Source organism: Asticcacaulis sp. SL142, assembly GCF_026625745.1.
In the GTDB taxonomy this organism is placed as follows: Bacteria; Pseudomonadota; Alphaproteobacteria; order Caulobacterales; family Caulobacteraceae; genus Asticcacaulis.
On sequence record NZ_CP113061.1, the window covers coordinates 2,243,815 to 2,266,259 of the forward strand.

Sequence of the window (22,445 nt, forward strand, 5' to 3'; positions counted from 1 at the left end):
CCCACCGTTCAGGTTCGGCTCAGGGGCGGTATGTTTATATGGCGTCAACGCTGAGATTAAGCGCTGAACCTATTTGTATCAACGCGCATCTTTTCCGAAAAACCGCTTCACACTTTTCGGGATGCGCTTCTAAGGAGCCAAGTTATGAAAACGATCAAGACCTTCACCGCCGCGGCTTTGGTTGCCCTGTCGATGGGCGCTGCCTCTACCGCCGCTCTGGCCGACTCGCCCCATTCGCACGTTCGCGAAAACAGCGTCGAGCGTCGTCTCGATACGCTTGATGAACGTATTGACCGTGGTGTCCGCACCCGCGAACTGAACCGTAACGAAGCCAGCCGCCTGAGAGGCGAATTGCGCGACATCGAAAAGCTGTCGAACAAGTTTGAGCGTTCCGGCCGCGGCTACGATCGTCAGGAAATGAATATCCTGACCTCACGCATTGATCGTTTGTCGCAAAAGGTGGCGTACAACACCCACGATCGTCAGACCCGCCGCTACTAGCCCTTCTCCTCCCCACTTAGTGGGGAGGAGAAAAGAGAACAAATTAGCCTCCTTCGGGAGGCTTTTTTGCGCTCTGTAATCATATGTTTTTCCATTCATCTGGCTGAACGGAATATGAACCGCACCGTTCAGGAACGGCTCAGGTGGCAAGTGCTTAAATGATCTCAACGCTGAGAGACAGCGCCAACCCACAACAGGAGACGTAAAGATGAAAACCCAGTTTAAAGCTTTTGCCATTGCCGCGTTTGCTTGCGCGGGTATGGCCGCCGCTTCGGTCCCCGCTATGGCCGACAGCCGCTATGACCACAACCGCCACGACTACCGCGAAGACCGTCGTGATCATCGCGATGACCGTATCGATTACCGCCTTGATCAACTGGATCGCCAGATTGATCGTGGCGCGCGCCACGGCAATCTGAGCCGTCGCGAAGAATACCGCCTGCGGGCCGAACTGCGCGATCTTGAGCGCCTGTCGCATCAGTTTGAACGCTCAGGCCGCGGCATAGACGGGCGTGAGATGCAAATCCTCAACCGCCGCACCCAGGACCTGTCGCGCGCGGTTGCCTATAATAGCCGCGACTACAATGGGCGTAGATATTAACCAAAGCGCATTCCAAAAAGTGTGAAGCGGTTTTTGGATAAAATGCGCGACAAAAAATTATATCGCCCAGTTATGTTTTAACGGGCCATGGCCGCCCCCCAGACCGGGGGCGGCCTTTATGGCATTCAGCACATAGGCCCGCGCCTTATCCACCATGCCCTCAAGGGCCATATCCTCGCGGTAAAGGGCGGCACAGGCACTGGCCAGGGTACAGCCGGTGCCGTGGGTATGGCGGGTCTCAATGCGCGGAGCCTCAAAACGCACGACGCGGTTTCCGGTCATCAGCAGGTCACAGACCACGTCGCCCTCAACATGCCCGCCCTTCATCAGCACCGCCTTGGCCCCCATTTTCAGCAAAGCCTCCCCCGCCCGTTGCAGGTCATCGTGATTTTCAACAGACATACCCGTCAGAACGGCGGCTTCCGGCGCATTGGGGGTCAACAGATCGGCGCGCGGGATCAACAGATGGCGGATGGCGTCGATCGCCGCTTCGGGTAAAAGCCTGTGACCGCCCTTGGCCACCATGACCGGATCAATGACGCGAAAGGCATCGCCGGCCAGATCAAGCACGCTGGCCACGGTTTCGACCACACCAATAGAGCCCAGCATACCGGTCTTGACGGCATCAACGCCAATGTCTTCGATACAGGCCATGGCCTGAGCGGCAATAACTTCTTCGGGGATCGGAAACACGTCCGTCACCCCCAGCGTATTTTGTACGGTAAGCGCCGTGATCGCCGTCATGCCGTAAGCCTTAAGGCAAGTGACGGTTTTCAGATCGGCCTGAATGCCCGCCCCGCCGGAGGGGTCAGAGCCTGCGATAATAAGGACGCGGTGCATGATTAAAGGCTTCACTTTGAGTTTCGTTGTCTATAATCCCCCCGGTTCATATAGGTAACATATATCATGACTGCTCCTGCTTTCGATACGGGTAAGCCTTTTGCGGCGGATTTTTACGCAAGCACCTTAAAGAGCGGCCACTACCGCCACTATAAGGGCAAATATTACATCGTGTTCGGCACCGTCACCCACTCAGAAACCGAAGAGGTCATGGTATTGTACGCGCCAGAGGCCCAGAGTGCCGGTGACGCACGGTTATGGGTCAGGCCGCTTTCCATGTTCACAGAATCCGTTCAGACTGAGGACGGAACCGTGCCGCGTTTCGCCTATACCGGTTGAATTTGTCTTCATGCGACAGAGACTAAAAAAACACCTCCCCCCTGAACCCGCCAAATCGTTGTGGAACGAACTGGCGCCGGAGGTGTTTGCCGATAGTCATGATCCGATATTGACCGCCATGCGTGGTGCCGTGGTGATTGTGCGCCTGAACGACATTGACGCCCATGATGAGTTGGTGGGCTATGAGATTCTGGCCGGACGGCTGATCCGCGCCAACCGCGAAGAAGGGTTTGTGCTGTCTATGGTGGGCACTAAGGCGGGGGAAACGCTCAACCTGCCGCTGGTGCCGGGGGCCTTCAAGCTTATCCCACCGGGTCGCTATGGCCTCAGTGATGACACCATCGTCACTGACCCTGATTTTCAGGTCGCCTTTGATATTTACAGGCCTAATAATTGACGTGATGACTTAGGCGGGCCTATAACGCCACCCATATTCACAAGGCGGTGCCGAATGCCCGACAAACTGTTTTATCCCGTAATGGCCGCCGTGGCGCTGATCATGATCGCGCTTAGTCTGGTGTGGCCACAAGGGATCGGATCACGCTCACCCGCGCCGTTCGGGAAAGATATTGAACTGCCCGACTTCGTGCGCATGGAACGTGAGCGCGCCACCCGCGAAGCCCATAAGCAGGCTGAGACCGCACGCCTTGCCGCTGAAAAAGCTGCCCTTAAGGCCACCGAAGCCCAAACCGCGGCCTCTGCCGCCGCCGCTCAATAATTTCCGAGATCTTATGTCCGATAGTTTGTCAGCCGCCCGTAATGTCCTGAAAATCGAAGCCGAGGCCCTGATGCAGATGGCCACCGCTCTGGAGCGCGGCCCGTTGGCCGATAATTTTGAACGGGCCATCGACACCCTGTTTGACCACAAAGGCCGCGTCATCCTGACCGGCGTCGGTAAATCCGGCCATGTGGGTAAGAAAATTGCCGCGACTTTTGCCTCAACCGGCACCTCGGCGTTTTTTGTGCACGCCACCGAAGCCAGCCACGGCGATCTGGGCATGGTTGGGCCTGACGACGTGATCATGGCCCTGTCGAAATCGGGGGAAACCAAGGAATTGGCTGATGTTATCGCCTATTCCAAGCGCTTTGGCATTACCCTCATCGGCATCACGGCCCGCGCCGACAGCGCGCTCGGCAAGGCCGCCGATATTCCGCTGATTTTTCCGAATGCGCCCGAAGCGTTTGACGGGGTTGATGCCCCGACGACCTCAACGACCCTGCAAATCGCGCTGGGGGACTGTCTGGCGGTAGCGTTGATGAAAAAGCGCGGCTTCACGGCGCAGGATTTTGGCACCTATCATCCCGGCGGCAAGCTGGGGGCGGCGCTGAAATCTGTGTCCGATCTTATGCACGGCACTGAAGTGCCGCTGGTCGCGCAATCCGCGCCCATGCCGACCGCCCTGATTACCATGACCGAAAAACGCTTTGGCGCGGTCGGGGTAGTGGATGGCGATGGCCACCTGATCGGGGTCGTCACCGACGGCGATCTGCGCCGCCATATGGACGGCCTGATGGATAAGACCGCCATTGAGGTCATGACCGCAAAACCGCTGACCGTATCGCCCACCATGCTGGCGGCTGAGGCGCTCAAGATCATGAACGAAAAGCGCATCACCGTGCTGTTTGTAACCGACAACAACATCCCCGTTGGCATATTGCATGTCCATGATGTGCTGCGGGCCGGCGTTGTTTAAACACGCCTTTATATTCGGTTATGGCTTTATCGGCGCGGCCTTTGCCGAGGCTTTACGCGCCGACGGATACACCATTTCAGCCACTGCCCGCGCCCCCGAAAAGCGCTCTGAACTGACGGCGCAGGGCATCATCGCGGTTGATCCCACCGACCCAACGGCCCTTAAAACCGCCGTCGAACAGACCACAGTCATCCTACTGACCGCTGCCCCAAATGACGAAGGCTGCCCCGCCTTCACCGCCCTTAGCCCCCTTTTGGTTTCGGCAGCGGCGCCTCGCCGCCGCTGGATTGGCTATTTGTCGACGACGGGGGTTTACGGCGATCGTGGCGGCAGCTGGGCGTTTGAGGACAGCGCCCTTAATCCTATTTCGCGCGAAGGCCAGCGCCGTGTGGATGCTGAACAACAGTGGCTCGGCCTTGGCCAGCATACGGGCGATTGCGTGACCGTGTTTCGCTTACCCGGACTCTATGGCCCCGGCCGCAATGTGCTGGAACGTCTGACGGATGGCACCGCCCGCCGCATCCATAAGCCCGGTCAGGTGTTCAGCCGCCTTTATGACAGCGATTGCGCCACCGCCCTGATGGCCAGCGTCAAACGTCCCCGCCCCGGCGGCATCTATAATCTGTGCGATGATGAACCGGCCCCCGCCGATGAGGTGCTGGTCTATGCGGCCCAAACCTATGGGTTTGAGGTGCCGCCGGAAATTGCCTTTGATGATCCGAACCTGTCGGGCGGCATGAAGCGTTTTTATGCCGAAAACAAACGCGTTTCCAATGCCTTGGCCAAGGCCGAACTGGGCTGGCGGCCGCAATATTCGACTTATCGCGAAGGATTAGCGGCTATCTACGCGTCAATGAGTTCCTGAACCATCGCCGTCAGCAACTTCAAGTGCTTTGCGCCCGACAAACGATGATCGCCGTCCTTGATCAGGGTCAGGCGCACATCATTACCGGAGATATGTTCGGCCAGTTTCACGCCGTGCGACCACGGCACCACATCGTCTTTCATACCGTGCAGAATACGCACCGGCCCGTCGAATGTCAGCGGTGCCCCAAACACCAGATGGTCTTTGGCCTCATCAAAAAAGGCCTGCGACATGGCGACATCCTGATCATAGCCGGTCATGACAAAGGCCCCGGAAACCGTCAGCGCGCGGCGTTCTTCCGGGTTCAAATTCGGCAGCATCAATTCGTGCGTGAAATCCGGCGCCGGCGCGATAAAGCCCACCCCTTTGATCCATTCCGGCCGATCCTTCATCAGCAGGGTCGTCATCCACCCGCCCATGCTGGAGCCCACGACCACCAGCGGCCCCTCAGTCAGATTATCAACCACCTCAAGCACATCCAGACGCCACAGGCCGACGCGGGCCGCATTCCAGTCCCCTCCGGTTGCGCCATGACCGAAATAGTCAAAGCGCACAAAACCAAACCCTGCGCGCACCGCCATATCCGCCAGAACCTGCGCCTTCGTGCCGGTCATGTCGGATTTGAACCCGCCCAACCATAGCACGGTCGGGCCAGCGCCCGTGATTTGCCGGTAAGCGAGGTCGTGGCCGCTCTGGGTTCGCCAAAAACGGACCGCATCTTGATTATCATCAGGGTTCATGGTCATAAGGTCGCCATATCAGACTTACTACCCTTCCCGAAAGATCAAAATGGCGGATACGCCGGACCACTCCTTTCCCCACTGCGTGCTACAGGTCGTGCCCAACCTCGATACCGGCGGGGTCGAGCAGACAACGCTTGATATGGCTGAGGCCATCGTCAAGGCCGGTGGTCGGGCGATCGTCGCCTCAAAAGGCGGCCGTATGGAAGGCCGCCTCAAGGCCGCCGGTGCCGTCCTTATCCCCCTGCCGGTGCATTCCAAGAACCCGCTGAAACAGCTTAAGAACTATTTCCGCCTGAAAAAAATTATCCGCGCCTTTAAGGTCGATATCGTCCATGTCCGCTCGCGCGCGCCAGCACTTGCCGCCATCAATGCCGCCAAAGCCTGCAAGGTCAAAAGTCTCACCACCTATCACGGCATCTATAAGGCCAGGGGTAAGCTGAAACGCTGGTACAATTCGTGGATGGTGCGCGCAGATCTCACCATTGCCAATTCCGAATTTACCCGCCGCCATATTTTGAGCCACTACCGTGTCGATGCGGGTAAGGTCATAACCGTCCCGCGCGGCGTTGATATACAGCGCTTTGACCCCACCCGCGTCACAGGGGAACAGGTCGAAAGCTTACGCAAAGCCTGGGATTTGCGTGCGGACGATATCCGCCCCCTGTTTGTGCTGGCCGGACGGCTGACGCGCTGGAAGGGTCATGAACTGATCTTAGAAGCCCTGCACCGCCTGAGACAGCGCGGCCTCACGGATGTGCGCGTCGTGTTTGCGGGTGATTCTCAAGGGCGCGTTGATTATGAGCGCCACCTTAAAGGGCTGATTGATACCTATAGCCTGAATGATCAGGTCTATATGGTCGGCCACTGCGCCGATATGCCGGCCGCCTTTATGCTGTGCGACTTTGCGCTGGCCCCGTCCGTTGAACCCGAAGCGTTCGGCCGCACGGCGGTTGAGCCGCAGGCTATGGCCAAGCCTGTTCTGGCCGCCGATCATGGCGCGACGTCTGAGACCGTAATTGACTGCGATACCGGCTGGCTGATTACGCCGGGCGATGCTGACATATGGGCAAACGCCATCGAGCGCGCCCTGAATATGCCGGAAACCGAGCGGGGCGCTATGGGTGCCAAAGGCATGGCGCATGTCCGGGCTCAGTTCACATTAGAGGCCATGTGCGCGGCAACCCTTGACATCTATCGCCGTCTGCTGTCTTGAAACGGTCAGGGGCGCACACTTACATGCATAAAGCGGCTAATATCCGAAAATTAACCGATTGCGCCTATTTTCCGGCGGCAGGGGATTGATCGGCAGCCCTACTATAGTCCATAATCGCGCGCGTGACGCGACCCTTAAAATTTCGCGCAAACCGTATTAACAATATCAGGAGACTAACTATTCGTCGCCCCATTCAAACACCGCCCACTAAGGACGGCCCCCGTATCAATCAGGACATCAAGGTTCCGCGCGTTCTGTTGATCGACCACAATGGCGAAAAACAAGGCATCATGCCGACCTCCGCAGCGATCGAAGCTGCCGAAGAAGCCGGTCTTGATCTTGTCGAAGTGTCTCCGACTGCTGATCCCCCCGTTTGCAAAATTCTCGACTACGGCAAGTTCCGCTTCCAGGAGCAGAAGAAAAAGGCCGAAGCGCGCAAGAAGCAAAAGGTTGTCGAAATCAAGGAAATCAAGCTGCGCCCCAATATCGATATTCACGATTATGAGGTAAAAGCCAAAGCCATGACCCGCTTTTTTGACGAAGGCGATAAGGTCAAGGTGACTTTGCGTTTCCGCGGCCGTGAAATGGCCCACCCGGAACTGGGCATGAAGCTGCTGCAAAAGGTGAAGGCCGATTTCGAGGCCACCACCAAGGTCGAGTACGAGCCCCGTATGGAAGGCCGCCAGATGATCATGATTTTGGCGCCGAAATAGAACTCATCGATAAAGTTTTTGGCTAAAGCCAAAATACTTTTCGATGTTTGCTGATTTGAAAAAATTATCTCGAAGCGGTTCTTCGATAATTTTTACTTTAATCATTTAAATGCCTCAGCATTAATGCTGAGGCATTTTTCTTGGAGCGACTATGTCAAAGCTATTGGTGTTTGATCGTAATGCGTTGCCGGAGCCGGAAGTGGGCGGGCCTTTGCCTGAGCGGATAGTCTCAGGTGAGCCGCAGCATCTGACGTGGAATCTGGAAACCTCAGCGGATGAAACCGTGTTCAGCGGTTTGTGGCAATCAACGCCGGGGTCATGGCGGACCGCTTACGACGAATGGGAGTTTTGCACGATCCTTGAGGGCGTCTCTATCCTGCACGAAGACGGCGCGTCATCAGTTACCCTTACCGCCGGATCGCAGTTCGTTATCCGCCCCGGCTTTACCGGCATCTGGGAAGTGGTTGAAACGACGCTGAAAACCTACGTCATCCGCATCTAATCACCGGCCTGAAAATCGTGAGATTTGAGGCATATAATAGCCGGCAAGCGCCGCAGGTACATTCAGGTACCTGCCAGCGCAGACTGCGTATTAGATGGCCAAATACCGCGATTTTTACTCCCAGAATTCGGCGTTTTCCGGTATCCGGTTAAAGGCCACCTTCGCGCCGACAAAACCATGCACCTTGGTGCGCGGCCCGATGGTGACGGCGTCCTTGCCGAATTTCTGATTTAACCCGTCCAGCGCCTTAAGCACCAGCATGTGGCGCGCATCTTCGGCCCCTTCCGGCGTCCAGCCAAACAGATCAGGCGGCAGATCGGCCGGTATGACGCGCGTACAGGTGATCGAGACCTTTTTCACGCGCGGGCTGTTCAGTTTGGCCGCACAGTGCCGCCACAAGCCGTCCATGACCTCAATCATCCGAAAACTGTCGGCGGTAACATCGAAATGGGCCTCGGCCTGAGCGCGGCCATCACCCCGGTCGGCGCGGATCGACAGATGTAAGCCCCCGCATTTATAGCCCATGCGCCGCAGCCGCGACCCGCATTTGGCCACCAGCCGCCGGGCCACCCCGCGCGCCGCCTCAATCGGGCGCAGATCGGACGCCAGTACATGGGAATGGCTGATCGATCCCCGGACGGTATCCATCTCCGGCGGGTCAATGCCGTGCAGGCTGTACCAGAAATTATCGCCGCCGATCCCGCCCCAGATCTGACGCAGACGTGGCGCGGGCAAGGCGTAGAGTTCCGCCACGGTGAACACGCCCGCCTTGTTCAGCCGCAGGTTCATCGAGGCCCCCACCCCCGGCAGGTCGTTCAGCTTCAGATCCAGCAACTTCCCCGGCAAGTCGTCCTGCCTAAGCACGGTCAGCCCCAACGGTTTGACGATATCCGCCGCGGTCTTGGCCAGCATCCGTGACGGCGCAATCCCGATAGACGACCTCAGACATTCGCCGATATTGGCCATGATATTTTGTTGAATCCGGTAGCCCAAAGCTTTAGCTGCCGCCTCATGGCGTTGCCCCATCGTCAGTCGGCACGCGACCTCATCAATCGAGCAGACCTTTTCGATTGGCAAAGTGCGATCAACCTCTTCCAATATGCGGTTATGCACCTGAACATAGCGGTCCGGCCGTGCCTCACGAATCTGGATCGCCGGACACAGCGCCCGCGCCTCCCTGACACTGGTGCCGGTTCTAATCCCCAGCGCCTTGGCTTCATAGCTGGCGGCAATGGCTGAGGTATAGTCCGAGGTCACCGGCACGACAATCATCGGACGGTTACGCAGGCGCACGTCATCCTGCTGCTCGACACTGGCGAAATAGGAATTCATGTCGAGATATAACCAGTTGAGGTTACTCGAATTTATGTCGTCTTCGGGGCTGGCTGCGGGCATGTTCTTGCACCTTTCAATTCGGAACATATCAAGAACATTTAAATAATGTCAAGTCATGACTGGCCATATGCTTCGCCACGGCGTACATAACGCCTCCATCAAAACGCCCTCGCACCTGCGGTCAAATTGTCTATAGCCCGCGCCCCATACTGCAAAGTGGCCCTATGTCGAACCCTGTACCCCTGCCCGAAAAACCGGAAACGCGTTTGGTTTCCGACGCGGGCGCCTCCTCGCCGCCCAAGCCACCTCACGCGCCCAAACCACCGTTTTTCAAGGGCATAAGGGACGGATTGCGCGATAATGGCGCGCTGGTGGCGCTGTTTTCGGTCGTGTTCGTCAATATGGTCGGCTTCGGCATCGTCATGCCGCTGCTGCCATTTTTTGCTGAGCATCTCAACGCCGGGCCGTTTCAGGTTGCGCTGATGTTTTCAGCCTATAGCCTAGGACAGTTTTTTGCCGAGCCTTTGTGGGGCTGGCTGTCCGACCGGCTGGGACGCAAGCCGGTTTTGCTGGTCACCACTGCCTCCAATGTGTTGTTCTATGTCGCCCTTGCTCTGTGCGGCAATATCTGGCTGGCGATCTTCATCCGGTTTTTGAGCGGTCTGGGGTCCGGCAATATCTCGACCATTCAGGGCTATATTTCCGATATGTCCGAACCCCATCAGCGGGCGTCACGCATGAGCCTGCTGGGGGCGGCGTTCTCGCTTGGCTTCATCATCGGCCCGTTTATCGGCGGAGTACTGGCGCGCGATGCCGGTAATTCCGGCGATGAGGTCTACGCCCTGCCGCTCTATGCCGCCGCCGTTATGGCGGGCCTTGCCGCTCTGGGGGTCGTGTTCTTCGTCAAGGAAAGCCGCCCCAAAAGCCATGCCAAGCCGCCTGATTTCTTAGGTGCGTTCAGCGAGGCTCGCGCCAATCCGGTCATCAGCCGCGTAATCATCGCCACGCTTTGTTATATGGGCGCCTTTGCAGGGTTGGAGTCGATCTTCGCCCTGTGGGCCAAGCACCGCTACAACTGGGGCCCGCAGGATATCGGCATGATATTCCTGTGCATCGGCATCACCGCCGCCCTGATGCAGGTGGTACTCACCCGCCGTCTGGTCAGGCTCTATGGTGAAGCCAGGGTCATGGCGGGCGGACTTGCGCTATTTGGGGCCAGCTTTATCCTTCAGGGGGCTAATCAGTGGGCCATACTGATCGCGCCAATTGTCATGTTCGGCACGGTGGGTCAGGCCGTCGTTTTTTCCAACATCTCGGCCCTGATCTCAAAAGCCGCCCCGCCCGACCGGCAAGGGGCAATGCTGGGGTTCAATATGTCGATGGGGGCGGTCGCCCGTATCATAGGCCCTATACTTGCCGGGTTCCTGTTTAGCCGGTTCGGGCCGGACGCCCCGATCCTGTTTGGCGCGGTATTATGCCTGCCCGCCGCATGGATGGCGCTTCAGGTTGATAAGGCGGCACAAAAGATGGGTATTCGGTAGAAGACTCCGCTTGCCATCAAAGTCCTTATCCTGTAATGACCCGCCTTCCCAAGTTCGCCGGGCCCATGACATGCCTTGGCGGATATTTCTTCTATCCAGAGGACAGCGCTAATCCCGCTGTATATGAAATGTCAAAACTGAAGACGAAATCGGGCGCCAAGAAGCGTTTCCGCTTCACGGCCTCGGGCAAGGTAAAGGCCGGCGTTGCCGGTAAGCGCCACCGTTTGATCTCGCACAATGGCAAGTACATCCGCCAGAACCGCGGTACGCAGGTGATGTCGGATGCCGACACCATCAAGATCAAATCCTACATGCCCTACGCCTAAGGAGAACCTGAAACATGGCTCGCGTTAAAAGAGGCGTAACTTCACACGCCAAACACAAAAAAGTTCTGGCCCAGGCTAAGGGTTTTTCCGGCCGCCGCAAGAATACCATCCGCACCGCTAAGGCCGCCGTCGATAAGGCTGGTCAATATGCGTACCGCGACCGTCGCAACAAGAAGCGTAACTTCCGCGCTCTGTGGATTCAGCGTATCAATGCGGCTGCCCGTATCGAAGGCTATACCTATTCGCAGTTCATCCACGGCCTGACCGTCGCTGCGATCGACATCGACCGTAAGGTTCTGTCGGACATCGCGATGCACGACGCCGATGGCTTCAAGGCCATTGCCGATAAGGTTCGCGCCGCTCTGCAAGCTGCCTAATTGATCTGAAAAGATTGAGATTAAACCCCGTCATCTTCGGATGGCGGGGTTTTTTCATGCCGGAGTCCTGACACCCGGCTTTCCTTTTGGCCTCAGCTATGGTTGATTAACTATATGGGGACGGCGGGGGAATTTGCGTGACCAGCGAAGTATTACTGATGAATCTTGAGGCCGTCGTTATGGGGGCCGACAGCGCGGTCACCATTTCTGACGGCGAGGCATATCGTGTCTCGCAATCCGGCGTCGAAAAGATCTTCGTCATCGATGACAGCGGGCCGGTAGCCGCCATGATCTATGGCGGTGGCGATTTCGGGGGCTTGCCGTGGAAGACAGTGTTCGGTCAGTTTAAGCTTCAGCACACACCCGATATCGGCTCGGTCAAGGCCTATGCTAAGGCGATGATTGCGGGCCTGTCCGACGTATCGGGACTGGGCCTGACGCCCCATGCCAACGCCGAACAGCAGAGTTTTTCCGTCTATATCCGTGGCTTTCTGCTCGATTACGCGGCGGGTATGGTCAAGCTGGGCTGGGAGTTCGCCCGTCCCGTCAATACCGATATCGCCACACGGGCCTTAAGCGCTCTGCGTGAGGATATCCTGTTTGAGGCGGTCGATCCGATCACGGCCACGGATCACACGGGCAAGACCCGCGATCCCCTGCCCCGCCGCCGGATCGAGGCTGGGCAAGCCCTGACCGACTACATCTATGCCCATATCGGCACTACTTTAAGCGAGGAAATGGGCCGCATTTTTGAGGGCGCTCAGTACCCGGAATCGCTGGTGCGAGAGGTGCTGAAACTGGCCGCCGAATCCCTGCTACTGGAGTGGCTGCCGGAACATACCTATGGCTATACGACCGGGCTGGTGATCGCCGGTTTCGGGGCCGCCGATGCCCTGCCCGCCATGGTGTCGATGGAGTTTATCGGTGCGTTTGGCGGCACGCTTAAATACCGCATATTGCGCAGCGACAGCCCCAGTGCGGCCTCAGAGCCGGTTATTGTTGAAACCTATGCCCAGGATGATCTGACGCGCGCCTTCCTGACCGGGGCCATGCCGGAATATGAGCACCACGCCCTGCACGCCACCGAAGATATCCTGCTGGCGGTGATCAAAGAAATCGGCGGCACCATCGGCCAGACCAACCGCAAACTGTCAGATGAGTTGGTGAAAACCTTGCGCCCCATCGCCCAAATGGCCCCGCACGCTGGGCTGCATGTGGCCCGCATGGAACGCTGGCACCGGGTAAGCTCCAAGCTGGGGCCATTGCTGGATTCAGCCAATGCCGGTATCTTAGCCGACTATGCGCAAAAGTTCATGGAATTGCCCGTGATCGAGCATGAACTGATGAAAGAGTCGAGCGTGGCGCGCCCGATCTCGATCCTCAGCATGGAACGCGGCCGCTATCAGACCTATCGTGACGGAGTGAAGTCATGAACCTTAGTGCCATCATGAAATCTGCCCAAAAGCTGACGGCCACGCGCAAGATCCTGCGTGAACTGATGCGCGAGAGCGGCCCGCACGAGGCCGTGCGCCTGATGCCCGCCAAACGCCGTCTCCGGGACATGTTCCGCAAGAAAGAATCACCCTTTGCCCTAAAATCGGGGCAGGTTGAAGTGTGGCTCGACGATATCCGCCAGCATCACCCGTCGTTTTTCGATGAGGCCAAGATGGAAAAGATCGATACAGAGAAAAAATCAAACGCGGCCTGAACTGTAACAAATATGACAAACGGTGCGGCTATGGCATAGGGCTTATCCAAGGATGACCGCCATGCCCCACAATCGTCGCACCCTGCTTAAGGCCGCCGCAGGCTTCGCTGCCTTTCCGGCCATTGCCCGCGCCCTAGATATTCCGGCAAAAGTGCGTACCGGCACAATCAAAGATGTCGAGCACATCGTCATCCTGATGCAGGAAAACCGCTCGTTCGACCACTATTTCGGGGCTATGAACGGGGTGCAGGGCTTTGGCGACCGCTTCCCCATCCCTGTGGCGCATGACCGCACCGTCTTTGCCCAACCGCGTGAGGAGGATAAGACGCGTCTGATCGCGCCGTTTGCACTCAATACCGCCAAGGATTTCCGCCTGATGCGGGTCGAGGGCACGCCCCACAGCCTTAAGGATGCGCAGGACGCCTGGAATCACGGCCGCATGGATAACTGGCCGGCCGCCAAGCACAATCATTCGCTCGGCTATTTTACCCGCGCCGACATCCCGTTCCAGTATGCGCTGGCCGATGCCTTTACGCTGTGTGATGCTTACTTTTGCGCCATGCATTCGGGCACCAATCCGAACCGGGTATTCCACTGGGCCGGTAAAAACGTCGGCCCTAATGGCCCCGTTATCGACAACGGCTATGACGACATGAAGCACGATCCCAAAGGCCACGGCGGCTATGACTGGACGACCTATCCTGAACGCCTGAGTGCCGCGGGTGTGTCGTGGCAGGTCTATCAGGACATGAAGGATAACTTCACCGACAACCCCCTCGTCGGCTTCAAGACCTATCGCGCTGCGGACAAAGCGACCGGTGGCAAGCTGGCTGAATTGGCGAAGCGGTCGGTGCGCACCCGCGATCTGGATAAGCTCAAAGAGGATGTGCTGGCGGGCAAACTGCCGCAGGTGTCATGGATCGTCGGCACGGCTGAGGGGTCTGAGCATCCGTCGACCTCATCACCCGCCCAAGGGGCCGATTATACCGCCAAGGTGCTTGATGCCCTCACCGCCAATCCTGAAGTTTGGGCCAAGACCGTTTTCCTGATTAATTTCGACGAAAATGACGGCTATTTCGACCATGTGCCGCCGCCCGCACCGCCATCCCTGGATGAAAACGGCACACCGCTCGGCTTTGCTGAAGGGGCGGAGCCCGAATATCATCAGGGCGACGATAAATATCGCAACCGTCCTTACGGCCTTGGCCCGCGCGTGCCGATGTATGTGATCTCGCCGTGGTCAAAGGGTGGTTATGTCGCCTCAGAAGTGTTCGACCATACCTCGGTCATCCGCTTTATTGAGGCCCGTTTTGGCGTATCAGAACCTAATATCTCCGCCTGGCGACGGGCCGTGTGCGGTGATCTGACCTCATGTTTCGATTTCAAAACGCCCAATGACCAGCCGTTTTTTGCCGCCATGCCGCAAACCACGGAACTGGCCGACCGCGCCCGAAGCTTAAGCGGTGAGACCAAGCCGCAGGCGCCGGAAACTCTGGTTGCACCGGTTCAGGCACAGGGCCAACGGCCGCGCCGGACCACGCCCTATGACTTGGGGTGCGGTGTAACCGCTGATCGCCAGCTCAGCCTGACCAATAATAGTCTCGCAGGGGCGGCTGTCTTTCATGTCTATGACATGGATAACCTGGCCGCCATTCCGCGCCGCTTTACGGTGAACGCCGGTAAGGCCGTCGCCATGCCGCTGAAAGATACCGTTAATCTGTGGATATCCGGCCCGAACGGGTTTTTCCGCCGGATCGAAGGGCAAGCCGCCTTCACCTGTGACTGGGGGCCAAAGGGACTGGAACTGCGTAATCTGACCAAAGCCCCGCTGACCGTCATTTTGCGCGACGAAGCCTACGGCGCCCCGGCCCAGACGATCGCCCTGACGCCGCAGGAAACCCGTCTGGTGACCGTTGATCTGGCCGCTAGCCATAACTGGTACGATCTGAGCCTGACTTCGGGTGCGAGTAAACTGCGCCTAAGCGGTCATATCGAAGACGGCAAGCCATCCCTGTCTGATCCGGCAGGATTTGGCGCGGCCAGACTGGACCTGGCCTAAGCGGGACACGGAAACATTTTTTGCTTTCATGACGCGGGGCTTTCGCCTAAACAACCGGCCTGCAAAGGCTTTGAGTTGATCCGATCATGAGCGATTATTCCGCGTTACAAACCGAAATCGAGGCTGAAATTGCCGCAGCCCAGGACCTTGCCACGCTTGATGCCGTGCGCGTCTCGGCGCTGGGTAAGACTGGCCGCATTTCCGGCCTGCTGAAGACGCTGGGCGCCCTGCCGCCCGAAGACCGCAAAGCCACGGGGGCGGCCATCAATGCCGTGCGCGATCAGGTTCAATCCGCGCTCGATGCCCGCAAGGATGTACTTGAGGCTGAGCACCTGACCAAACGGCTTGAGCGCGAGCGCGTTGATCTCAGCCTGCCTTCGGCCCCTCGCCCCAAGGGCGGCGTCCACCCGACCATGCAGGTCATGGATGAGATGATTGCCATCTTCGCTGACATGGGCTTTGAGGTCGCCGAAGGGCCGGATATCGAAGACGATTTCCATAACTTCACCGCGCTCAATTTTCCGGAAAAGCACCCAGCGCGGGAAATGCACGATACTTTCTTTTTCCACCCCAATGAAGGCGGGATCAGGAAACTTTTACGCACCCACACCTCACCGGTGCAGATCCGCACCATGATCTCTGGCAAGCCGCCGTTTCGCCTGATCGTGCCGGGGCGCGTCTTCCGCAACGATTCCGATCAGACCCACACCCCGATGTTCCATCAGATCGAAGGTCTGGTGATCGACAAAACCATCCACATGGGCCACCTGAAATGGGTGTTCGACACCTTTATCGCCCGCTTTTTTGAGACCGATAAGGTCATCACCCAGTTTCGGCCGCACCACTTCCCGTTCACCGAACCCTCGGCAGAGATGGATGTGCGCTATACCCGCAACGGCAATGAACTGAAAATCGGTGACGGCGACAAGTGGATGGAAATCTTAGGCTCCGGCATGGTGCATCCGAATGTGCTGACCGCCTGCGGGATCGACCCGAACGCGTATCAGGGCTTTGCCTTTGGCATGGGTGTTGATCGTCTGGCCATGCTCAAATACGGCGTGCCCGATCTGCGCGATATGTTCGCCGCCGATACCCGCTGGCTGAACCACTATGGCTTTAGCGGGTTTAGCGCACCGAATAACGCAAGCGGCCTAAGTTAAGTAAGACGAGGGGTCACAGACCCCTTGACCCCAATACAAAGTCAAGAACATGAAATTCTCCCTAAGCTGGCTCAAAGATCACTTCGACACCGACGCCGACATAAATGCGGTAGCCGACGCCATGACCATGGCCGGGCTTGAGGTCGAAGACATTCACGATCCGGCCAAGCTGCTGAAACCCTTTAGCGTCGCCAAGGTCGTATCTGCCGCCCAGCACCCCAACGCCGACCGTTTGCAGGTCTTGCAGGTCGATACCGTCGACGGCCGCAAAGAAATCGTCTGCGGCGCGCCCAATGCCCGCGCCGGTATGACCACCATCTATGCGCCAATCGGGGCTTATGTGCCGGGCCTTGATGTCACCCTGGTCGAAAAGCCGGTGCGTGGTGTCATCTCCAACGGCATGATGTGCTCAGCCTCCGAACTGCAACTGTCCGATGAGAGCGACGGTATTTTGGAACTGTCCGACGATCTGGCGGTCGGCACACCTGCCGCCGTGGTGTTTGGTGCCGAACCCGTCATCGATTTCGAAGTCACGCCCAACCGTCCCGACTGGCTGGGCGTGCACGGCATCGCCCGCGACCTGGCCGCCACCGGTTTGGGCACGTTCAAGGATAAGGCCATAGAGCCGATCAGGGGCACCTTCCCGTCGCCGATTTCGGTCAAGGTCGATGGCGACGCCTGCCCCTATTTTTCCGGGCGCGTTATTCGCGGCGTAAAGAATGGCCCCTCGCCCAAGTGGTTGCAGGATAAGCTGACCTCTATTGGCCTCAAGCCCATTTCGGCTCTGGTCGATATCACCAACTACCTGTCGTTCGACCGTGCGCGCCCGCTCCATGTTTATGATCTGGCCAAGCTGTCAGGAAATGTGATTGAGGCAAACACAGGCAGGTATTTGCGTGATAAGCTTCATGGAGAAAATGCTGATAAATACCCAACCGCAGGCGTCCTCTTGCAGGCTATTGATGGTTATTATTACCCAATAACTCTAGATACTTGCGTAATTTTGGCTGACAACGGCAAACAGATCCTAGGATTTGGCGGCGTTATGGGTGGGGAATCCACAAAAGTGGATGAGCAAACCACCGATGTCTTCCTCGAATGTGCCTGGTTCGACCCGATCCGCACGGCGCAGACGGGCCGTGACACCAAGATCACCTCGGATGCCCTTTATCGCTTTGCCCGCGGCGTAGACCCGGAATCGGTCGTGCCGGGACTTGAACTGGCCACCCGTCTGATCCTTGACCTGTGCGGCGGCGAAGCCTCAGAGATCGTCGTCGAAGGCGCGCCCCCTGCCCGCCGCGCCGATGTGACCTTCGATCCAGCCTATGTCGAGAAGCTAACCGGCCTTGAGGTGCCAAACGACCAGATTGAGACCATCCTGACCGCCCTTGGGTTTGGCGTGACGAAAACCCAAAATAGTTCCGGGCCGTGGACCGTCTCCGTGCCGTCCTTCCGCCGCGATGTAGACGGTAAGGCCGATCTGGTTGAAGAAGTCGCGCGCATCTATGGCTTCAACAAAATCCCATCGACGCCGTTACCGACGGTCGCACCAAAAAACGGCGGCGTCCTGACACCCCAACAAGCCCGCGCCCGCACGGCCCGCCGCGCTCTGGCGGCCTTTGGTTACAGCGAGGCGGTGACATGGTCGTTTATGCGTCAGGACTGGGCCAAACTGTTCGGCGGCGGCGACGATAAACTGGTGCTAGCTAATCCGATCGCCTCGGAACTGAACTGTATGCGCCCGTCCGTTCTGCCCAACCTGCTCGAAGCCGCCGGTCGCAATGCGTCTAAGGGCTTTGCCGGGGCGCAACTGTTTGAAATCGGGCCGGTCTATTTTGGCGATGAACCGAACGATCAGAAAACCGTGATTACGGCGGTTAAGGCCCCAACCAAGGTGCGCCACTGGGGTGCCACCGGTGAGGATGGGTTGTTCGCGCTCAAATCCGACCTGATGCGCCTGCTGGAAGAGATCAATGTGCCGGTGGCGTCCCTTCAACTGGTGCAGGGCTCAAACACGGCGCACTGGCATCCGGGTCGGTCGGCGCGCTTGCAACTGGGGCCAAAGCAGGTGCTGGCCGAATTTGGCGAACTGCACCCCAGCGTACTGAAAACCCTCGATCTTGACGGGCCGGTGACCGGCGGAGGCCATGTTGGTTTTGAGATCAGACTTGACCTGTTGCCGCAACCCAAGGCCAAATCCGGCAAATCGAAGGGCGCGCTTAGTATATCGAACCTCATGCCCCTGACCCGCGATTTCGCATTTGTGGCTGAGGATACTCTGGCCGCCGGTGATCTGGTGCGCGCCATCAAGAGTGCGGATAAGGCGCTGATTTCCGACGCTCAGGTGTTTGATATCTATACCGGCGCAGGCGTGGCTGAGGGTCACAAATCCGTGGCGGTCGAAGTCACCCTGACGCCGCAGGACAAGACCCTGACCGATGCCGATATCGAGGCCGTCTCGCAAAAGATCATCGCTGCTGCGGGGAAAGCTGGCGCGACGCTCAGGTCATAAGCTGTTTATTCAGGTCATAAGCTGTTTATAAGGATGGCATTAGGAATATAGGCTTAACGGCAACCATATATCTCCGTTGTTGAAAATCCTTAACCTTTGCGTGCCAGCCTCGTAATCCTTGCATAAGGGGCATACGGGGCGGCATCCATGGACACGGCAGAGACGGTAGTACCGGACACTGACGCAAACGGCGCGGACAGGTCTGAACGCACGCCCGATATACATCCCGCCGCCGTCGCTATCGCAGCGGCCTCCCTGCTCTTGTCCGCCTGTGGCGGCGGAGGGGGCGGAGGTTCCGGTGGTGGCTCCGGTAGCGGGGTCAGCCCTCCACCCCCGCCGATCACACCGGTCAGCACCTCTCAGGCCGCACGATTCCTGCTGCAGGCGCAGTTTTCAGCCTCGGAATCCGATGTCAGCAGCGTTCAGTCCTTGGGCATCTCCGGCTGGCTCGACGCCCGCATGAACGAGGCACCGGGGCCAACGGGCGTGGCCTGGCTGGATTCGCGCGGCCACAATGCCATAACCTCTGAGCAGACCTATTTTAATCCGGTGTTCGGCGACTGGATGATCTGGAATCAGGTACTGACCAGCCCGGATCAGTTACGCAAACGCATCGCACTGGCCCTGTCCGAACATTTTGTGGTGTCGCTTAATCCCATCGATGGCTTTTATCCGCCCTACTGCATCGCCGCCTATTGGGACATGCTGGCCCGAAACGCCTTTGGCAATTTCCGCACCCTGCTGGAGGACGTGACCTTAAGCGTGGCTATGGGCATGTATCTCAACACGCTCGGTAACGAGAAGGAAAACGCCCAAGGCCGGCAGCCGGATGAAAACTATGCCCGTGAGGTGATGCAGCTTTTCACCCTTGGTCTCTATCAGCTCAATAACGATGGCTCGATCAAGACGGATCTGCTTACCGGCGCCAAGCTTGAGACCTACACCCAGTCCGATGTCACCAATCTGGCGCGGGTCTTTACCGGCTATGAGCGCGATCTGACCGGCGTGACGACCACGCCTAACCCGGTCCCCGGCCTGAACTACCCGATCCCCAATACCCGCTACGTTACGAACCCGATGAAACTAACGGCCGGCAAACATTCGATGCTGGAGGTCAATTTTTTGGGGACAAATATCCCCGCAAATACCGAAGGCACAGCCGCGCTCAAAACCGCACTCGATGCTTTGTTCAACCACCCCAATGTCGGGCCGTTCTTTGCGCGGGCCATGATCCAGCGGCTGGTGACTTCAAACCCAAGTGCCGCCTATATCAACCGGGTCGCGTCAGCGTTTAATAATAATGGCTCCGGCGTGCGCGGCGATCTCAAAGCCTTCTGGAAGGCCCTGTTTAACGATCCGGAAGCGCTCACGGTACCGACCGCCGACACGGCGGGTAAACTGCGTGAGCCGATGATCCGGTTCGTGCAATTGCTGCGCACGGCCGGATTTGCGTCTTGGAGTGGTAAATACGAAATCTATGACCTGACCAATCCTGATTTCGGTCTGGGCCAAAGCCCGCTGCGCTCAGGCTCGGTGTTCAACTTCTTCCGCCCCGGCTATGTACCGCCCAATACGACGCTGGCCGACCGCAATGCGGTGGCGCCGGAGTTCCAGTTGGTCAATGAAAGCTCGATCGCCAGCTATCTGAATTTCACACTCCACGTCATGAAGAACGGTTATGCCGACATCGACCTGACCTATACCCGGCCGCTGACGATGGTGACGGATACGACGGCGCTGGTGAACTGGCTGAACCTTTACATGACCGGCGATCAGCTCTCGCCCGCCACGGTCAGCCTGATCAAGACCGCGCTCGATTCCGTGCCGGTCAGTGCCACCTCGACCGACGCCCAGAAAATCGACCGCATGTGGTCGGCCTTCCTGCTGGTCATCGCCAGCCCTGAATATCTGATCCAGAAGTGAGGCCTTAAGATGCACATCAACCGCTCAAAAGACCTGACCCGCCGCGCGTTGTTTAGCCGTGCCGCTGCATTGGGCGGAATGGGGGTGGCAGCACCCTTGGCCATGAATCTGGCCAGCTTTGGCGAAGCCGCCGCCTTCAACGCCACCGACTATAAGGCCATTGTCTGCATCTTTCTCTATGGTGGCAACGACCATGCCCATACGGTTGTGCCCTATGATGCCACCAACCATGCGCTTTACAGCACAATCCGCGGCAGCATTGCCTATGACCGGGCCGATCTTGCCGCCACCGCTTTGACCCCGACCGGTCAGACCCTGCCGCACGGCCTGCAATATGCCCTGTCGCCGTCCCTGCCGGGCCTGAAAGCCCTGTTTGATCAGGGCCGCCTCGGCGTGCAGCTTAATGTCGGGCCGCTGATTACACCGCTGACCCTGGCGCAATATGAGCACCCCAACCGCACGCTCTATCCTTTGCCGCCCAAGCTGTTTTCGCACAATGACCAGCAGTCGGTGTGGCAAGCGCTGGGCTCAGAGGGGGCGACCGTCGGCTGGGGCGGGCTGATGGGCGATCTTGCCCTGTCGTCCAATGGCCTGTCGACCATGACCTGCATTTCCGCCGCCGGTAACGCCGTCTTCCTGTCGGGCCAAAACGCGCTGCAATATCAGGTCGGCTCTAATGGCGCGGTCTCGATCGATGCCCTGCGCTATATCGCCACCGGCAATGACAATGTCCAGGATGCGCTCTATACCCTGCTGACTCAGGGCCGTACGCATGTGATGGAAGAAGAATATGCCAAGGTCGTCCGACGCAGCATCGACCTTCAGGGCACGGTCAATAATGCTATCGCCCCCATTAACCTGACCACCAATTTTAACCCGGATGGTCAGAACAATTCGCTGGCCAACCAGCTTAAAATCATCGCCCGCATGATCGGGGCCCGCAATACGCTGGGCACCAAACGCCAGATCTATTTCGCGTCGCTCGGCGGGTTTGATACTCATGACGGCCTGATGGAAGATCACCCAGGCCTGATGGCGCGACTTGATGAAGCCATGCTGGCCTTTTATCAGGCCACCCTTGAGCTGGGGGTGGCTGATAAGGTCACCACCTTCACCGCCTCCGACTTTGGCCGAACCCTGGCCTCAAACGGCGACGGCACCGACCACGGCTGGGGCGGCCACCATTTCATCATGGGCGGGGCGGTCAATGGCCGTAAATTCTACGGCACCGCGCCAACCGTATCCATCACCGACGATGAACAGGTGGGTCAGGGCCGACTTTTGCCAACCACCTCGGTCGATCAGTTTGCCGCGACCCTGGCGCGCTGGTTTGGGGTTTCAAACACCGAACTGCCCGGAGTTTTGCCGAATCTCGGCAACTTCGCCACGTCGAATCTGGGTTTTATGGTTTAAACCCGTTTACTCAACTTTTATCCACAAGCTTAATCTTTCGAGCGCATTTTGAGCTTCAGACACTCGCATGCGGCGGGGGC

General features: G+C 58.1%; 23 protein-coding genes. 20 read left to right on the top strand and 3 right to left on the bottom strand.

Going from position 1 to position 22,445, the window contains the following annotated elements:
- The first annotated feature begins 144 nt into the window (after nt 1–144).
- Nucleotides 145–501 carry a hypothetical protein gene (locus OVA03_RS10200; RefSeq protein WP_267524247.1) on the top strand — a complete coding sequence of 119 codons (357 nt, stop codon included), beginning with the start codon at nt 145–147 and terminating at the stop codon, nt 499–501.
- Nucleotides 502–709: 208 nt separating this feature from the next.
- Entirely contained in the window at nt 710–1,102 is a 393-nt protein-coding gene (locus OVA03_RS10205; RefSeq protein WP_267524249.1) for a hypothetical protein, read from the top strand.
- Nucleotides 1,103–1,159: 57 nt separating this feature from the next.
- On the opposite strand, the gene thiD is transcribed toward OVA03_RS10205, so the two are convergent.
- Nucleotides 1,160–1,942 carry a bifunctional hydroxymethylpyrimidine kinase/phosphomethylpyrimidine kinase gene (gene thiD / locus OVA03_RS10210; RefSeq protein ID WP_267524250.1) on the bottom strand — a complete coding sequence of 261 codons (783 nt, stop codon included), beginning with the start codon at nt 1,940–1,942 and terminating at the stop codon, nt 1,160–1,162.
- A 66-nt stretch (nt 1,943–2,008) separates the two neighbouring features.
- On the opposite strand from thiD, the gene OVA03_RS10215 reads away from it, so the two are divergent.
- Genes OVA03_RS10215 through OVA03_RS10235 form a run of 5 tightly spaced genes read left to right on the top strand, consistent with a single transcriptional unit; the run spans nt 2,009 to nt 4,840 of the window.
- Nucleotides 2,009–2,281 carry a DUF1653 domain-containing protein gene (locus OVA03_RS10215; protein WP_267524252.1) on the top strand — a complete coding sequence of 91 codons (273 nt, stop codon included), beginning with the start codon at nt 2,009–2,011 and terminating at the stop codon, nt 2,279–2,281.
- Between the two features lie 10 nt (nt 2,282–2,291).
- A complete protein-coding gene (locus OVA03_RS10220; protein ID WP_267524254.1) occupies nt 2,292–2,678 on the top strand; it encodes a hypothetical protein in 387 nt (128 codons plus the stop codon).
- Nucleotides 2,679–2,732: 54 nt separating this feature from the next.
- Nucleotides 2,733–2,999 (top strand): hypothetical protein, encoded by a 267-nt coding sequence (locus OVA03_RS10225; protein ID WP_267524255.1) that lies wholly within the window; start codon nt 2,733–2,735, stop codon nt 2,997–2,999.
- A gap of 13 nt (nt 3,000–3,012) precedes the next feature.
- Entirely contained in the window at nt 3,013–3,975 is a 963-nt protein-coding gene (locus OVA03_RS10230) for a KpsF/GutQ family sugar-phosphate isomerase (protein WP_267524257.1), read from the top strand.
- A complete protein-coding gene (locus OVA03_RS10235) occupies nt 3,968–4,840 on the top strand; it encodes an SDR family oxidoreductase (RefSeq protein WP_267524259.1) in 873 nt (290 codons plus the stop codon). Before OVA03_RS10230 ends, OVA03_RS10235 begins: the two co-directional genes overlap by 8 nt.
- Here the strand turns inward: OVA03_RS10235 and OVA03_RS10240 are convergent.
- Nucleotides 4,819–5,586: an alpha/beta hydrolase gene (locus tag OVA03_RS10240; protein WP_267524261.1), complete on the bottom strand. Its 768-nt coding sequence runs from the start codon at nt 5,584–5,586 to the stop codon at nt 4,819–4,821. The two genes, OVA03_RS10235 and OVA03_RS10240, sit on opposite strands and share 22 nt — an antisense overlap.
- Before the next feature lie 43 nt (nt 5,587–5,629).
- Between OVA03_RS10240 and OVA03_RS10245 the strand changes: the two genes are divergently transcribed.
- From OVA03_RS10245 to OVA03_RS10255, 3 genes are all read left to right on the top strand, one after another.
- Nucleotides 5,630–6,796 carry a glycosyltransferase family 4 protein gene (locus tag OVA03_RS10245; RefSeq protein ID WP_267524263.1) on the top strand — a complete coding sequence of 389 codons (1,167 nt, stop codon included), beginning with the start codon at nt 5,630–5,632 and terminating at the stop codon, nt 6,794–6,796.
- Nucleotides 6,797–6,987: 191 nt separating this feature from the next.
- On the top strand, nt 6,988–7,509 hold the full coding sequence (infC, locus tag OVA03_RS10250) for a translation initiation factor IF-3 (protein WP_189485992.1): 522 nt from the start codon (nt 6,988–6,990) through the stop codon (nt 7,507–7,509).
- A 151-nt stretch (nt 7,510–7,660) separates the two neighbouring features.
- Nucleotides 7,661–8,011 (top strand): cupin domain-containing protein, encoded by a 351-nt coding sequence (locus OVA03_RS10255; RefSeq protein ID WP_267524265.1) that lies wholly within the window; start codon nt 7,661–7,663, stop codon nt 8,009–8,011.
- A gap of 114 nt (nt 8,012–8,125) precedes the next feature.
- Here OVA03_RS10255 and OVA03_RS10260 read toward each other — a convergent pair whose 3' ends face one another.
- Nucleotides 8,126–9,406, bottom strand: a complete 1,281-nt coding sequence (locus tag OVA03_RS10260) for a Y-family DNA polymerase (RefSeq protein WP_267524267.1) — start codon at nt 9,404–9,406, stop codon at nt 8,126–8,128.
- 164 nt (nt 9,407–9,570) lie between these two features.
- Here OVA03_RS10260 and OVA03_RS10265 point away from each other — a divergent pair, with 164 nt between their 5' ends.
- The 10 genes from OVA03_RS10265 to OVA03_RS10310 all read left to right on the top strand — a co-directional run bounded on the left by OVA03_RS10265 (nt 9,571) and on the right by OVA03_RS10310 (nt 22,365).
- Entirely contained in the window at nt 9,571–10,887 is a 1,317-nt protein-coding gene (locus OVA03_RS10265; RefSeq protein ID WP_267524269.1) for an MFS transporter, read from the top strand.
- 128 nt (nt 10,888–11,015) lie between these two features.
- On the top strand, nt 11,016–11,213 hold the full coding sequence (gene rpmI, locus OVA03_RS10270) for a 50S ribosomal protein L35 (protein WP_189485106.1): 198 nt from the start codon (nt 11,016–11,018) through the stop codon (nt 11,211–11,213).
- Between the two features lie 14 nt (nt 11,214–11,227).
- Nucleotides 11,228–11,590, top strand: coding sequence for a 50S ribosomal protein L20 (rplT, locus tag OVA03_RS10275; protein WP_267524272.1), 363 nt, complete (start codon nt 11,228–11,230; stop codon nt 11,588–11,590).
- Nucleotides 11,591–11,727: 137 nt separating this feature from the next.
- The gene (locus OVA03_RS10280) at nt 11,728–13,023 is read left to right on the top strand and encodes a hypothetical protein (RefSeq protein ID WP_267524273.1); all 1,296 of its coding nucleotides are present in this window, start codon (nt 11,728–11,730) and stop codon (nt 13,021–13,023) included.
- On the top strand, nt 13,020–13,298 hold the full coding sequence (locus OVA03_RS10285) for a hypothetical protein (RefSeq protein WP_267524276.1): 279 nt from the start codon (nt 13,020–13,022) through the stop codon (nt 13,296–13,298). Before OVA03_RS10280 ends, OVA03_RS10285 begins: the two co-directional genes overlap by 4 nt.
- 61 nt (nt 13,299–13,359) lie before the next feature.
- The gene (locus tag OVA03_RS10290; RefSeq protein WP_267524278.1) at nt 13,360–15,357 is read left to right on the top strand and encodes a phosphocholine-specific phospholipase C; all 1,998 of its coding nucleotides are present in this window, start codon (nt 13,360–13,362) and stop codon (nt 15,355–15,357) included.
- A gap of 86 nt (nt 15,358–15,443) precedes the next feature.
- Nucleotides 15,444–16,517: a phenylalanine--tRNA ligase subunit alpha gene (gene pheS, locus OVA03_RS10295; RefSeq protein ID WP_267524279.1), complete on the top strand. Its 1,074-nt coding sequence runs from the start codon at nt 15,444–15,446 to the stop codon at nt 16,515–16,517.
- Nucleotides 16,518–16,566: 49 nt separating this feature from the next.
- On the top strand, nt 16,567–19,029 hold the full coding sequence (gene pheT, locus OVA03_RS10300) for a phenylalanine--tRNA ligase subunit beta (RefSeq protein WP_267524281.1): 2,463 nt from the start codon (nt 16,567–16,569) through the stop codon (nt 19,027–19,029).
- A 147-nt stretch (nt 19,030–19,176) separates the two neighbouring features.
- A complete protein-coding gene (locus tag OVA03_RS10305) occupies nt 19,177–20,952 on the top strand; it encodes a DUF1800 domain-containing protein (RefSeq protein ID WP_267524283.1) in 1,776 nt (591 codons plus the stop codon).
- Between the two features lie 9 nt (nt 20,953–20,961).
- Nucleotides 20,962–22,365, top strand: coding sequence for a DUF1501 domain-containing protein (locus OVA03_RS10310; RefSeq protein WP_267524285.1), 1,404 nt, complete (start codon nt 20,962–20,964; stop codon nt 22,363–22,365).
- Nucleotides 22,366–22,445: the final 80 nt, after the last annotated feature.

Coding starts and splice junctions, on each gene's coding strand:
- OVA03_RS10200 (WP_267524247.1), top strand. CDS start 145: ATGAAAACGATCAAGACCTTCACCGCCGCGGCTTTGGTTGCCCTGTCG.
- OVA03_RS10205 (WP_267524249.1), top strand. CDS start 710: ATGAAAACCCAGTTTAAAGCTTTTGCCATTGCCGCGTTTGCTTGCGCG.
- thiD (WP_267524250.1), bottom strand. CDS start 1,942: ATGCACCGCGTCCTTATTATCGCAGGCTCTGACCCCTCCGGCGGGGCG.
- OVA03_RS10215 (WP_267524252.1), top strand. CDS start 2,009: ATGACTGCTCCTGCTTTCGATACGGGTAAGCCTTTTGCGGCGGATTTT.
- OVA03_RS10220 (WP_267524254.1), top strand. CDS start 2,292: ATGCGACAGAGACTAAAAAAACACCTCCCCCCTGAACCCGCCAAATCG.
- OVA03_RS10225 (WP_267524255.1), top strand. CDS start 2,733: ATGCCCGACAAACTGTTTTATCCCGTAATGGCCGCCGTGGCGCTGATC.
- OVA03_RS10230 (WP_267524257.1), top strand. CDS start 3,013: ATGTCCGATAGTTTGTCAGCCGCCCGTAATGTCCTGAAAATCGAAGCC.
- OVA03_RS10240 (WP_267524261.1), bottom strand. CDS start 5,586: ATGACCATGAACCCTGATGATAATCAAGATGCGGTCCGTTTTTGGCGA.
- OVA03_RS10245 (WP_267524263.1), top strand. CDS start 5,630: ATGGCGGATACGCCGGACCACTCCTTTCCCCACTGCGTGCTACAGGTC.
- OVA03_RS10255 (WP_267524265.1), top strand. CDS start 7,661: ATGTCAAAGCTATTGGTGTTTGATCGTAATGCGTTGCCGGAGCCGGAA.
- OVA03_RS10260 (WP_267524267.1), bottom strand. CDS start 9,406: ATGCCCGCAGCCAGCCCCGAAGACGACATAAATTCGAGTAACCTCAAC.
- OVA03_RS10265 (WP_267524269.1), top strand. CDS start 9,571: ATGTCGAACCCTGTACCCCTGCCCGAAAAACCGGAAACGCGTTTGGTT.
- rpmI (WP_189485106.1), top strand. CDS start 11,016: ATGTCAAAACTGAAGACGAAATCGGGCGCCAAGAAGCGTTTCCGCTTC.
- rplT (WP_267524272.1), top strand. CDS start 11,228: ATGGCTCGCGTTAAAAGAGGCGTAACTTCACACGCCAAACACAAAAAA.
- OVA03_RS10285 (WP_267524276.1), top strand. CDS start 13,020: ATGAACCTTAGTGCCATCATGAAATCTGCCCAAAAGCTGACGGCCACG.
- OVA03_RS10290 (WP_267524278.1), top strand. CDS start 13,360: ATGCCCCACAATCGTCGCACCCTGCTTAAGGCCGCCGCAGGCTTCGCT.
- pheS (WP_267524279.1), top strand. CDS start 15,444: ATGAGCGATTATTCCGCGTTACAAACCGAAATCGAGGCTGAAATTGCC.
- pheT (WP_267524281.1), top strand. CDS start 16,567: ATGAAATTCTCCCTAAGCTGGCTCAAAGATCACTTCGACACCGACGCC.
- OVA03_RS10305 (WP_267524283.1), top strand. CDS start 19,177: ATGGACACGGCAGAGACGGTAGTACCGGACACTGACGCAAACGGCGCG.
- OVA03_RS10310 (WP_267524285.1), top strand. CDS start 20,962: ATGCACATCAACCGCTCAAAAGACCTGACCCGCCGCGCGTTGTTTAGC.